This window comes from Nocardia coffeae (assembly GCF_019890715.1).
GTDB classification, from domain to species: Bacteria; Actinomycetota; Actinomycetes; order Mycobacteriales; family Mycobacteriaceae; genus Nocardia; species Nocardia jiangxiensis.
In genome coordinates this window covers 1,109,916-1,124,059 of the sequence record NZ_JAINZY010000001.1, presented here as the reverse complement: position 1 = coordinate 1,124,059, position 14,144 = coordinate 1,109,916, and the positions used below count along the sequence as shown (strand labels likewise).

1 protein-coding gene (only partly in view) is annotated in these 14,144 nt (G+C 65.9%); it reads right to left on the bottom strand.

All coding sequences use genetic code 11. The features are described from left to right. On the bottom strand, window positions 1–14,144 hold the start of the coding sequence (locus K7711_RS04880) for a toxin glutamine deamidase domain-containing protein (protein WP_222965185.1). Its footprint begins 18,490 nt before the window's first position; only the first 14,144 of its 32,634 coding nucleotides appear in the window; it begins with the start codon at window positions 14,142–14,144; the stop codon falls past the left edge of the window.

Below are 14,144 nucleotides of genomic sequence, written 5' to 3'. Positions count from 1 at the left end.
TTGTCCTCTGCGGCCTTCTTCTCTGCCGCGGCCTTGTCTTCTGCCGCCTTCTTCTCCGCTGCGGCTTTCTCCTCTGCCGCCCTCTTCTCGTCCTCGGCCTTCTTCGCGGGATCGGTCTCGTCGCCCTTCGGCTCGCTCCCCTTCGGCGGCACGACGAGAGTCGAATCGTCTTTGGGCGCAATGGTTTTCGGAAGGTTCGCGCTGTCCGGCGGCTTCTCGTTGGAACGCAGGATGAGATCACCGGTGACCCAGAGCGTCCCCTTGGGCCCGATGACCTCGACCACTGCCACCGAACGCAGCCGCTGGCCTTCCGGTTTTCCGCCCTTCACGTTGGTGCGGAACAGATTTCGCAGCACGCTGCCGATCGCGACGGTGCCGCCCTTACCCGAGACGTCGCCGCCGAGCGGGATGGTGGGCCCACCGCGGTCGTTGGCCTGCTTGGCCCCGAGGTAGCTGAAACTCAGTGCGGTGTTGGTGTTTCTGCTCGACGAGGAGCCCATGTTGTCGACGGTGAATTCGAAGGTGTCGAAGGCGATCTGGTCGTTGCCGTCCTCCTCGCGCGGCGAATACAGGCTCATCTTGACGACGGTGTCGCCGATCTTGACACCCGCCGCATGCTGCTGCGGGGCAGGCATGGCGCCGGTCTGCTCGACGTTCAGGAACGGGCCGGTGGACTGCGGTCCCAACTCGACGAAATCGCCCTTCGCGACCAGCGTGACCAGGCGGTTGTACATACCCTCGGCGACCCGGGTGCTGTCGTTGGTGCGCAGCGACGGATCGACCCGCAACAGCGCCTCGGCGAACTGCTGTGACGCGTCGAATTCGCGAATGTCGAATGCCAGCTTGGGTTTCCAGGAGGGCACGGACAGCAGCTCGCGCACGTCGTCGGGCACCTTTTCGGCCGGTTCGACGGCGACGGCCGCCTCGAGATCGGCGGTCTCGGGAGTCCCGATGGCTTTGGCGGGTTCGAGCTTGCTCTTGGTCGGATCGAAGCCGAATACCTGTGGCTCGGTGCGCGCGACCTCGGCCGCGGGGGCCTGGCCAGGCTTCGGGATCGGCTTCGTGTCGGCCTCGTGCACGCGCATGAAGGTGGTGGCCGTGACGGTGTCGGATCTGGACTGACTCGGGGTCGGAATCTCGTCGGGATCCAGGCCCGTCACGACGCCCCGCCACTCGCCGGTCGTGATCCGCGTCCACCCGTTCGCGATCGCCTTGCCGCCCGCGGCGAGGACGTGGCCGGTCCCGCCGAGCAAATCGCCGAACTTGTCGAACAGATACCCCGACAGCGTCTCGTCCATCGTCCGCCAGTCGACCGTGACGGTCCATTCGGTGGGGATCTTGAACTCGTACTGACGGGCGGAGCTGCGCTGCCAGGCGCTCAGGTCGCGGGTCGAGTTCTGTACCTCGCTGTGCGTGCCCGTGCGCTGGACCGCGAGCGTCGCCCCGGGACGCTGCTGATTGCTCTGCCCGCCGAGGGTGACGCTGAGCTGGTTGCTCTGACTGTGGCTGCTGCCGACGCTGGTCGCGCCGGGCTCCTCCAGGGCGTTGCCGTCGGCGCGGATGTGCCGGTGCACGTTGTCCAGGGCGGCGGTCCGGGGGACCATCTTGCCCTCGATGGTGGCCAGCGTCTGGCCGTCCGGCATGTCCTTGTCCGGTCGGGGACGTTGGGTGAACGTGACGCCGACCATGCGCGGGACGCCGAGGGACCGGTCGACGAAATGGAACGAGTGTTTGCCCTCGGATCCGGCATTGGCGAGGTTGCGCACGCCGTAGCTGGTGGTGTGCTCGTTGATCAGCGGGGCGACGCCGGGGTGGTAGTTGCTGTGGCCGACGACGGTCGCGCCGGGGGAGATCTTCTCCAGCAGAGCCGTGGCGGAGTTCTCGAGCGAGCCGCGACCGTCGTCGAAGATGACCTCGGTCGCGCCGCCGAACGTGGGCAGGGCCTTGGCCGTCTCGGGCTCGTCGCGGCGCTTTCCGACGTAGGCGTCCGACAGCAGGCGGGGCTCGATCGGTACGTAATTGTCGACCTTCTTCTCGGTGCCGTCCTCCTGGATCTCGGTGATCGGCTGGTTCTCCTGGCCCTCCGGGATGATGTCGACCTTCCAACCCTGCTCTTTGGCCGTCTTCTCGAACAGAGCCTTGTATTCGGGATGATCGTGCAGGTCGTTGTCGGTCAGGAAGAACTCGAGCCGGTCGGGGGCGTCGACGATCCGGCTGCGGGTGCCGTACGGCTTGCCGAGCCCGAAGACGGACAGGGCGAAGTTGCGAAAGCCCGCCTTGACGGTGACCACGTAGTGGCCGTCCGCGGCGAACCGGTACACCTTGCCGCCGTAGTCGGAGGTGACGCGCATGCTGTCGGTGGCGTCACCCTTGGTGACATGGGTGTTGGTGGAGTTGCCGCCCCGCCAGCCGCCGCTGGGCCGGAGGCTGTGATCGGATTCCCGGCCGTAGGTTCCGCCGACGATGAGCGCTCCCTGGTGGCCGCGGTTCACGCCCAGGTTCCGGGTCCTGGCGTTGTTGGCCTCCATCCAGTGTTCGGTGTCGACCGCGCTCGGTTTCACCGCCCTGATGTTGTCGAAGAAGCCGCGGATGTCGACGCTGTAATCGGTGCCCGTCACCTTGCCGGGGATTTCGGTCTCGAACTTGTACGAGTCACGGAAGATCAGCGGCGCGTACATGAGCATGTGCTGCGGGGACAGCGAGGCGTGCAGAACCGAGCTGGCCTGGGACGCGGGGTCGGTGGCGGGATCGCCGAATGCGGTGCGCCAGACCCACTTTCCGACGCCCGTGGCCTTGCTCCACGCCCAGTGACCCCAGGTCTCGCCGTCCTCGGGGGTGGTCGTTCCGGTGTCGTCGCCCTTCGCGGTCTCGTCGGGCCAGGCACCGGGGATCTTCGGCTTCTGCTCGCCCGGTTCGGCCGCCTTCGGTAGCGGCTCGAGTTCTTGTAGCGGCTTCGGGGCCTCCTCGGCGTCGGTTCCGGTGGTGACGGCCTTCTTCGGGATGGTGATGGTCGTCTCGGGAAGAGCCTGCTGGGAGGTCGCGGTGGTGCCGCGTTCGGGGAGATCGATCGATTCCGGCTGGTTGTCCTGCTTGCCGAACCACGGACCGAGGTTCGGTCGCCATCCGCTCAGGTCCGGCACCCAGGAGTGGAAGCCCGCGCGATGGGTGCTCCACCAGGAGGACGAATCCGCGGTCCGCGGCGCGCGTGGTTCGGCGATCGGGAGTATCGGACCGCGATCCTCGGGGAATTTGCCGGGGATCTTCAGTGTGCTGGTGTCGAGGTCGCGCCCCTCGGCCGCCGCCTCGAGTTCGATGGCGTCGATGAGACCGGTCGTCGCCTCGTGGATGATCTCGCTGACCGGGTGGTTGGCGACGACGGCGGACAGCGGGATCCGGCCGACGCCGTTCTCGATGGATTGTTTCTTGGCCGCGTCGAGTCCCTTGGTGATATCGGCGGGAAGTGCGTCCTTGGGGCCGTGATCCGAGCGGATTTTCGCTGGGACCAGCAGTGCGGTGTTCGGTGTCGCGCTGGTCAGGTATTGCGGGACGGCCAGGCTGACCTTGCCCTTGCCCTCGATCGGCGCCGGGCCGTGGCCGTGGCTGTAGGAGATCTCAGCGACGAACCGGGTGGGCACGCCGAAGATCTCGAGGCCCGCATCGCCTTTGTAGTCGTCCTCCGCGGAATTCTTCGGGCTGAAGGTGTAGTTCTCCTCGGCGTGGTACTGGGCGGTGCCGTCGCCCTTGGACTCGCCGTAGTTGAAGTCGTAGGAGGCGCTCACGCTCGCCAGCCGCTGGGTGCCGATGATGTTGAGTGGATTGGTGAACGACGCGCCGGTGCCGGCGTCCATCGCGAGCGGGGTACTTTCGGTTTCCTCACCGGAGGACAGGATGATGCCGCTGTAGTTCATCGTCTGGAGGATGGGTGTCCGCCAGTCGTGGGTGACGCCCTCGTTCGAATCGGCCTTCGGGTCGTATTTGCCGTCCGGGGTGTTGTATTCCCGGACGGCCTTGATGGTGACGGTGATGCGCGCGGGATCCAGACCCGCGGCGGTGGTGCCGTTGAATTCGGTGCGGAAACCGAGCTGGAGCATTTCGTCGAAGGCCGCGAGCTTGGTCAGCCGGGCTTTCATATGCGAGAGCGTGCGGGCGTTCTCCAGGCGTTCCTCCGCGGTGGAACTCAGATCGAGGATGTCGTTCGCCTTACTCGCCGAGGGGAGGAAATCCATATCGGAGACGAACTTCTCGATACCGTCGGCGATATTGCCGGGTATTTCGACCTGGAGTGGGGTGGTCAGCAGGTCGAGATTTTGCAGATGCAGCAGGTGTAGGGGGAGGAAGCGTTGTTCACCGGCCTGAGGTTTGCGGCCGAGGGCCGATTTCGACGGCACCAGCATGTTGATCGGGTACCGCTTACCCGTGCGAGTGGTCGACGTGGTGTTGTCGGTCTTGTCCTTGACCGCTTCCGTGTCATCCCCGGCTGGCTTTGTGTCATCCCCGGCTGGTTCGGTGTCGTCTGTGGCCGTTTTCGTGCCGTCTTCCACCGGGACGGTGTCTTTCGTGGATGTCGCTTTTCCGGGGTTGTTCAGGGGTGTGCCCGGCTTCGGCAGAATAGGAGCCCCGTCGGGGCGGACGAATGTGACCCGGATTTCCATATCGGGTGTGGTGTGCAGCAGACGTGAAACTATGCGCAGCGCGCGGGATACGTAGCCGCGGCCACCGTAGGTCAGCGCATGGCTGTTCTGGTGCGTGACACCGCCCTTGAAGAGGGTTATATTGCCGCCGCGGGTCGCATAGCCGGTCGCCTTGTCGGATTTGCCCTGCGCCAGGCCCAGGGAGAACGACATCGCCGCGCCGAGCCGGTTGGAGATCGCGGCTCGCCCCTGTGTGCGCAGGCCGCGCACCACGTTGTATTCGAGCCGGGACTGGCCTTCCGCGGTGACTGGGCCGGTGAGGGTGTCCCCGCCGTGGAAATCGACGATCTCCACATTGAAGTAGCCGAGCGGTGTACCGGATTTGGTATACATCGTCGGTGATTGCACCGAGCCGCCGTGCATCATCGGGATATTGCCGCGCAGATTATCGCCGAAGAATGTCCGCAGCTGGGTCGCCGACGCCTTCGAGATCTGCTTTATCTGGTCGGGGAATCCCTTCATCACGTCGGCGAACAATTCGTCGTGCGCCGGGAAATCGAGCGGACCGTAGAAGGGCATCTGATCGGCGGAGATGTACGGGTTCGGATTGTCGTCGGACTCCGAATAATCGGCGGCGCGATGGAACGGAATCGGAGTGTACTTGTCGTCCTTTCCCGCCTCCGGAATTTTTATCGTGTTGTCGTGCAGATGGTTGGGGAACCAGGCGGTCAGGAGGTCGGGGGCGGCCTCGTGATCGATTTTCACCCAGTCGTCTTCATGATCGCGGATATCCGGTGACAGCACACCGGCGAGGCCCTCGGGGTTGTACCGCATCTCCCAGTGCATATCGAAGTCGTGCGGCACCGCGTCGGAGTCGGTGCTGCGCTTCTTGATGACCGATTGCACCGATCCGATCACGGCCATGGCCGAGGCAAGCCGATTGTGCATGAAATTGAACTGTGGGGCCAGACCCCAGTTGACCAGTTTGCCTTTGTTCACCTCGAACAGGTGGGTGTACAGGGCACTGAACGATCGCTGGTTCTGCTCGCTCGCAGAACTACCCTTGTCGACGTTTCCGTAGGTCCAGCGCTGGATGCTCACCGCCGGCCCGTCGTTGGGCCGCGAGTGCTCACGCGGCTCCAATCGCAGGCGCAGGAATACCGGGAAAGGGTTGCCGTTGTATTCCGCGGCCAGCGGCATACCGGATTTGCTGAACAGTCGGTACGTCTCGGCCGTGGTCAGGCGTGAGGTCAGTTTCTGTTTGACGGCGGCGTGGAACGGGTCTTTCGGGGCCTGGGGGCCCTTCAATGCGTTGGTGAGTGCTCTTTGCCGCCTGGCATCGGGACCGGTGTAGGCCGGCTTCTTACCCTTCGCCGGTTTCCCGACCTCTGCCGGAGTCACTGCCTTCTTGCTGGCGTCGGGGCCTTCGGTGTCCGCTGGTTTCGTGCTGCTAGTGGCATCGGCCGGTCGTTCGGTGCCTTCGATGGCAGCCGGTTTCGTACTGCTTGCGGTGGCGACCGGTTGTTTGGCGGACTCGGTCTCCACGAAGTGGATGACCTGTTGGCGGAGCCACTTGATCGTGTTCTCCGGAACCGCCGCGACCTGAACGAGGTCCTCGGCGCCTTTGAAACGCCTGCCGAAATTCCAGACCGTTCTACTCAGATTCGAGCCGGCCGGTGGGTCGGTCGGTTCCGAGTCATCCGTGGACCGTGCGCCGATCATGGTCGTCGCGGGCAGCTGATCCGGCATCGCGGGATCCATGGCCACCGGGACGCCGTCGGCAGAGTAGAGCACCGCGTGCGTGCCCGCCAGCTCCCGCGGCACGTTCGGCGGGAAGGTGCGGGTATCCGGGTCGGACGCATCATGCACCGCGACGGTGCCGTCATGGTTGACGCGCAACAGATAGGCATGCGCGCCAACGCCATTGGCGTCGGTGTACCCGCGATAGTCGTCCACGACCAGGGCCACCGCACCCGGGCCGAGCTGGGTCAGCTGCGCGGCGATGTCGCCGTGGTTCTCGAACTGCCGCAGCGGTGCACCGGCGTTGTCCGACAACGCATCCGCGGGCATGCCGGTGATTCCGGCGAGTGATTCGGGCACCTGCGGGCGGGGGCGTCCGGTGAACGTCGACAGCTGTTCCAGCGCCACGACCGCGCAGTTGACCCCGCCCCACAACGTGGCCGGATCCTCCGGGACGGTGTATTCGGGCACCTGCGGGTATTCGGGCGGCCGGGTGTCCTGGCCGTAGGTCGGCAGCTCTTCACGCGCGGCCGCCACGGCCGCGGCCGGCGCGATCTCGGCGGGCGCTCCGGCCCGGGGGCCGGGTTCGGCGATCACCAGATCGCTGACGCCGTGGCGGCGCATCAGTGCTTCCAGCACCGAGATGTGCGATTCCCCGGACCGACCGGTATCGGGATCGTAGACCCGGAAGTCGTCGGTATCGCCGATGCGCTGCACCGCGAGCGCGCCGGACCCTTGGGAGTTCAGCATCCACACCCGCGTATCGCTCGCCAGATCCGTCAGCCGGACCGATTCGCGCATTTCGTGCCGGGCATTGCCGCCCAGGCTCAGTTCCGCCCAACGAATCCAGTGGTCGAGGGTGCGATCCTCGCTGCTCGCACGCAGCCCGGCGATCACGTTGATCGCATTCTGGCGTTGGTCGGATGTGAGTGTCGTGTAATCGAATTCGCCGGCGCGAGTGGACCCGTGCAGCAGCCAGTCCATCGCCAGCCAGCCGCCGAACCGGCCCACCGTGTGGCCGGAGAGGGCCTGTGCGCGCTGTTCGGGGTAGACCCCCAGCCGTCGGCTGTTCGGCTCGCCGCTCAGATGCAGATAGGGATTGCGCATGGTCGCGGGCGGATGCCACGGCTCTTCGTGCACCATCGTCCGGCGGCCGTCGACCAGCGCCGTCGGCACTCTGCGGGAGAAACCTTGGAACAGCCTCCCGAGCCCGAATCTCGACGATCCAGGTCGCGAGCGTTCGTACGGGGCCATCGTCGCCGGGAAAGCGCGCGGCGGCGCGGTCTGCGGCTGTTCCTGTGTTTCGGACGGCGGCGCCTTCTCGTGCGGCGCGGTCGAACCGTCGAACGTCGGGGTGCCGTACTGATACCTCGCCGGTGTCGACGGGCCCGCCTCGGTCCGGGGCTGCTGGAGCGGGTTGCTCTGTTGGGCGGCAAGCGAATTCGCGGGGAAGTATTCCGAGAAGACCGACTTGTGACCGGTCGTTCCGGGCATGTCCTCCGGGCGGAAGGTGGGCGATGGCGTCGCCGCGCCGCTCCGGTCGTTCTCGTCGCCGAACTCGTGCGCGGTGTTCGTGTGCGGGCTGTTGCCCTGCTCCGAGCCGGGCGATCCGAATTCCGTTCCGCCGAGCATGGTTTCGATCGTCGGCAGGTCTTGCCGCGGCTGGAATGCGAAGGGGCGCGATCCGGGAGACCGGTCGACGCCCGGAATCTGGTGCGCCGGGGGCGGTGCCGCGTGAATGTTGTTGCTGCCGTCGGTATTCGGGTCCGGGCGCGTGGGGGTGGTGGTGTCGGTGGATCTGGGTGGCGGAGTGACGGGGTTCGGAGTGTCGGTGCCCTCCCCGAACGGAGGTGCGCGTGCGGGATCCGACTCCGCGCGACGGGAATTCAGCAGCTGCTGTTCGACCGCGGCCTTCTGCAGGGGCGTGGCCTGGTTGCGCAGGTCGTTCTCGGCCGTGTTCAGCGCGCTCCTGGCCTGTTCCAGTTTCGCCTCGGTGGTCTCGTTCCGATTGTCGTTGTGCGCCTCGGTTGCCGCCCGGTGCTCCTGCGCCGCTTCCTGATAGCGCGTGATGAACGTCTTGACGCGGACGTTGGGCGCGGCGCTGCGGTAGTCCTCGGGCGAGATGTAGTGCACGGCCTCGCCGGGAGTGCCGCCGGTCGCCCAGTCCCCGTTGGGGTCGCCGCTGCGCGCCGCGCGGGTCTCGGCCTGATGGTTCACGCGTTCGGAATATGCCGGGCCGCCACTGATCTTGACCTTCAGGCCGCCGTTCGCGATGGCCTCCTTGGACGGGGTGATGTCCACGCCGCGGCCCATCATCTTGTTGCCCAGGATGATTCGGCCCATCTCGCCGCCGTTCTCGATGATCTGCTGCATCGCCTCGTTCGCCCGGTCCTTGCTGCCGTGCGAATCGACCCAGGCGACATCGAGTTTGTCGAATTTCACGTCGAGTCCCCGCTCGTTCGCGGCGTGGTCGAGCGCATCGGCCAGCCGCTGGACGTCGGCGTTGTCCATGGCGATCGCCAGCTGCGGTGAACCCTTCTGCTCCCATTCCCCGGTCTTGGAATCCTGCACGAACGCGGTGTCCAGGATGTCGTTCGCCATGGCCGTGAACTTCTCCTGGCCGGAGGTGAAATGCCGGGCGTCCGGGGTGAGGAGCTGCGATTTGAAGAATCTGTCCACTCGCGAGATCGGGCCCGTCCCGTACTCGTCGTGCATGACGTCCTCGACGCCGCGCGGGTTGCCCTCCGACGGGGTGAGCAGGGTGCCCGACATCCCGGTGATGTGCTCGAAGTGGCCGCCGCTGAAGATCTGCTTTCCGGTGATGCTCAGCGAATGCTCCGAATCCCCGGTGATCTCGAGGCCGTTCTTCACCTCCAGATATTTGGCGAATCCGTTCCACCGGCTCGAGCTCTGCTTCTCCGGATCGTCCATGACCTGGTCGTTGGTCTGCGACGAGATGATCTTGATCTTCCCGTCGTCGCTGACGTGGTAGTCCGAATTGCGTTCGGGGCCCCATTCCGCCTGTGCCGCATGCGCGAATTCCTCCGCGTCCGCGTCACTGATGTTCTGGCCCGATTTCAGCATGATCGCCAGTTTGGCTCGGGCGAAACGGGTCATCTTCGCGTCGAAGATCCCGCGCTTGTCCGGATCCTTGCCGAAGTCCGCCGGACCGAGCACGTTGTTCTTCTTGGCCTCCTGCAGCGTGTTCCAGATGTCGTGCACGCGACCGGCGAACTGCTCGTCGGCCGGACCGGACTTGCCGGGCGAGAGGACGTAGTGGGTCTGCTCATCGATCAGCTGCGCATCGATCTCGTCGATGGTCAGGTCCCCGCCGGGGAACGGCTCGAAACGATCCGGCAATCCCCGGCTTTCGGCCGCGGCGTCCAGAATCTGCTTGTACTCCTTCATCGACGGCGCCTGCTCGAGATCCGCGCGCAGCTGCGTCAGCTCCTCGGTCGACATACCGCTTTCCTTCAGCTTGTCGACCACCGCCTGCGCCTCCTTGACCGCGCGGAATCCGTAATCCTGGGCGGTGCCCAGGACGATCAGCTTGCGGCCTTCCACCCGCTCCGGGAACGGCTGATCCGAATCCAGGTGGTACACATCGATTCCCAGGTCGTGATCGCCCGCGACCAGACTCTCGAATTCGTGCTTCATGTGGACCACGAGCGGATCGCTGCTGGTCATCACATGGGCGATACCCTTTTCCAGGACGGTGCGCGTGGCGTGCGAGATGGCCGTCAATTCCTTGCCCTCGCCGGTGTCCATCTCGACCGGGCCGTGCCGCATCAGAATTTCGGACGTCAGCTGGGTCCACCGCAGCACCTTGCCGCCCGGACCACCGATCTTGCCGCCGGTGCCGCGGCGGAACAGTTCGATCTGCGCCGCCCTGGAATCCTTCTCCGAACTGTCGAGGATCCGCTGCTCCAACTCTTCGTTGCTCAGCTTCGCCAGCGGCCCCGACTTGTCCTTTCCGGCCTGGACGTCGTAGTGCTCCAGGAGCGCCTCGGCCGCCGCCTTCGCGGCCGAAACCCGCTGCTCGCGCACCAGCGGGAAGGCGTCCTCCTGGCTGATGTGCCCGTCCTGGAACGCTTTCCAGGCGTCGGCGCCCGCCGTGTCGGCATCGGACATGAGTTTGTCCACGGCCGTCTCGACCGTCTGCCGATGATCTTCGGTCGCCTGCTCGTAGACGGCCCGAGCCTCGGAGATCCGGCTGTCGTCGTGGGTTGCCTCGGCCACCTCGAGTGCGTGGCGGGCGTCCTCGACGCTGCTGCGGGAGCGTTCGATCGTCTCCTTGACCTGTTGCTGATGCTGCTGGGCACGTTCCTGCGTGGTGACCAGGCGCTGGAGTAGCTCGGAATCGTGTTTCGGCGACGTGGTCTCGGCGGGAATGTCGTTGTGCGACTGCGGATCTTCCGGGCGCGGTTGCCCGCTCGTCGAGCGATCGGACGTACCGGGAGTGCGGACCTCGGTGATTCTGGAATCCGACAGAACCGTATCGAGGGTCGTCGACCTCGGCACCGGTCGACCCTCAGCGTCGGTCAAACCGCCGGACCTGGACCAGATGTATCGAGCGCCGGATTCGTCACCGAATACCGCGAGATCGTGTTCGCCCGAGGAGCTCTTGGCGAAGGCGGTCTTGGACAGCTGCTGCGGCTGGGCGCCGAGTTCGGTGACCTCGTGCCAACTTCGGCCGGGCGGGCCGTCGAACTCGTGATCGGTTGCGGCAGCGGGGATGTCGTCCGGCGGGGCGGATTCCTCATGTGCCGGCGTCTCGGTGAGATGCGGGGCGGTATCGGTGGAGGAGCCGATCCGGACATTGCCGGTGGCGCCGACGCCGTCGAGGTCGCGGCCGGGAGCGTGGGTCGGCGTGCCGTCGGCGGTGTACAGCACCGCGGTCACCCCGGCGACCTCGTCGCGATCGTGGAATATCAGCGGGGTTTCGCGATTGGTGGCGGGATCCCAGACCCAGGAGTTCTTGTTCCGGACGGTCATCACCACGGCGTGTCCGCCGATGCCGTTGCGATCGGCCGGGCCGCGGTAACTTTCGATGACCGCCGCCTTCGCCCCGGGGCCGAGTGCGCGCAGTGCATCGCCGACCGCCTCGTGGTCGGGGAAGCTCTGGAGTGTCCCGGTGGAGCGCATCTCGAACTCGAGCGCGTCCATGCCGCGCAGGCCCACCGGTTCCTTGGGCGCCAGGATCCTGCGGTTCTCGGGGAAGTCGGAAGCCAAGCGCCGCAACACTTGTCGGCTGCAGTCGTTGACGACGCGTTCACCGGTGACGTAGTCGGTGGAGTGGCGCTCGTACCAGCCGACGGGTGTTTCGTCGGACCGGTCGGTCAGAGTCGGCTTCTCGGTGACGTTCTCGTCCGGGCCCCGGGCCGGATCGCGCCGGTCCGCGCTGATGCGCGACTCCGGTTCGTTATCGGATCTGCTCGTCTGCGAACGATGTTCGGGCTCGGTGCGGCGGATCGGGCTGCTGCCGCCGGTGTCGTCGTTCTTGGTGCGGGACCGGAACGGGTTCGTGTCGTTGGACCGGGTATCGGGATCGCTCCTGGTGAGCGGGGTGCTCTGATTCTCGTTGGGCCGCAGAGTCGTGCTGGCGTTGCGGTTGTCCTGAGGCGTGGTGAACCGGGTGCCGGATTCGTCGGGGACTTCTTCGACCGTGGTGCGGAACGGGTTGTTGCTCTGGCCTTTCGCGGGCGCCTCGGTAGTCCGGTTCGGAGTCTCCGACTCGTCCGGGACGTCTTCGACCGTGACGCGGTATCGGCTGCGGTCCGGGGTGTTCGTGCCGTTGGTGGTGCGGGTCTCGGTGCTGGGCGTGGCGCGCAGCTGGTCGGTGCCGTTGGCGGTGAGTTTCGTGTCCGGCGTACGGAGGGCGTTCTTGCCGCCGCCCAGGGTGGATGCGGGGCGGGACTGGTCCTGGGTGCCAGTGCGGAACGGGTTGGTGGGAGTGGAGCCGTCCGCGACCTTCGTGGCCGAGGAGAAGGTCCGGGGCGGCTGGGACGGCCGCGTCGAGGAACCTTCGATGTTCGACGATGTCGTCTGTCGCACAGGCGAATTCGTGCTGTTGGAGACGTCCGTCGAACGTATCGGAGAGCTCTGCGGGTTCGTGGTCCGGTCGATGTTCTGCCGGAAGGGGTTGGTCTGCTCGGATCCGTTGCGGTTGCCGTTCGTCGACAGGTTCGTATCCGGATTCCCGTTCAGGCGCTGATCGGTGGATCCGCGGGTGGGGGACCACTGCGAGGCCGGGCCGTCCTCGGAGGATCGGCCGTTCGCCTGGAAATCCTTGGCCGACCCGTTCGTCTTCGGTGCCTCGTACTGTTGCCCGTTGTCCGTTCTGTTGTTCGCGGTGAGGTGGGTATTGTTGTCGCCGTTGATGTTTCGGCTGTTGCTGTCGAGATTGGCGGCGGGACCGTTGCGGTTGCTGGTCGAGAAGTCGCTGCGGTTGTTCGGTGTGACGCCGTTGTGGGTGGCGCCGTTCGTCGTGCTCCCGTTGACGTTGCCGCGGTTGCTGGTCCCGTTGATATTGCTGCCGTTGCGGGTGGCGTCCTCGACGTTGCTGCCGTTGCGCGCGGGCCCGTTGCCGTTGCGTTCGGCGCCGTTCGTGGTGGTGGCGCCGTTGTGCGAGATCTCGGTCAGCTCGGGCGAGTTGTTGCTGTTGCTTTGTGTCCGTTGCGAATTGCCGTTGACCGGCGGTGAGTCGTGGGTGCTCGCCGGGTTGTCGGTCTTGCTGTCCGACCAGGTGGGTTTCGTATCGGACTGGAAGAAGCTGCCGTCGCTGTATGCCGGTGGTTTGTCCTGCGCGCTGTAGGCGGGCAGCGTCTCGTATCCGCCCATCCCCGCGGTGAACTTGCCCTGGAAATGGCCCATCACGCCGTGTACGCCACCGACGAGACCACCGCCGACACCACCGAGCAGGGCGGCCGGATCGAATTCCCACTGACCGGTCATCGCGCCGTAGGCCACGATGCCCGCGCCCGCACCGACGACACCGGCGGGAATACCGGAGCCGACCGCGACCAGACCGGCCTTCCACCAGTTCATTCCGCCGTTCTTGGCGACCCACCCACCCAGGTACTTACCGCCGAAGTGACCGATCGGCGTGGCCACACCACCGGAGATCGCGCCGACCGCGCCGGTGATGAACATCTGTTTGACGTTGAAGCCCTTGCTGTGTCCCTCGCTGAGTTCGATCCCCTGCGCCAGGGCATCGGTCCCGAGCCCGATCGCACCCTGCTTGAGCACCTGGATCGCGGTCAACTTCCACAACGGCGTCGCCGCCAACCGCGACGCCCGCGCAGCCAACGCCGCCGCCAACCGCGACGCGATCAACCGCATGATCCCCGCGCCCTCGGCCTCGATGAGCGAGACCGCCCATGCTCCCCACAATGTGGCCAGCGCGTAGGCGATTTCGGCGGCCATCACCGCCAGGGTGATGATGATCTGCAGCTTGGCGTACTCGGTCTGCTGTCCGCAGTCGAACACCGAGTCGGCGAGTTGTTCGAGCCCTTGGACGATCTTCTCGACCGAGTTGTCCCCGGAAAAGAACTGGTCGAACTGGGATTTCATCTGATCCGCGCCGCCACCGCTGTAGTTCTGCGACGCGGTGTCACACGCGGCGTGCAGCGGAGCGATGATCGCGTTCAGCGCGTTCGATGCATCGGTCCAGTCCTGGCTCAGCGCGAAGAGGGCGTCCTCATCCCCCTTCGGCCAGGACGACCCGGCCAGATACGACAGCCACTGTAATCCAGGCGGAATCTCGATGCTCAT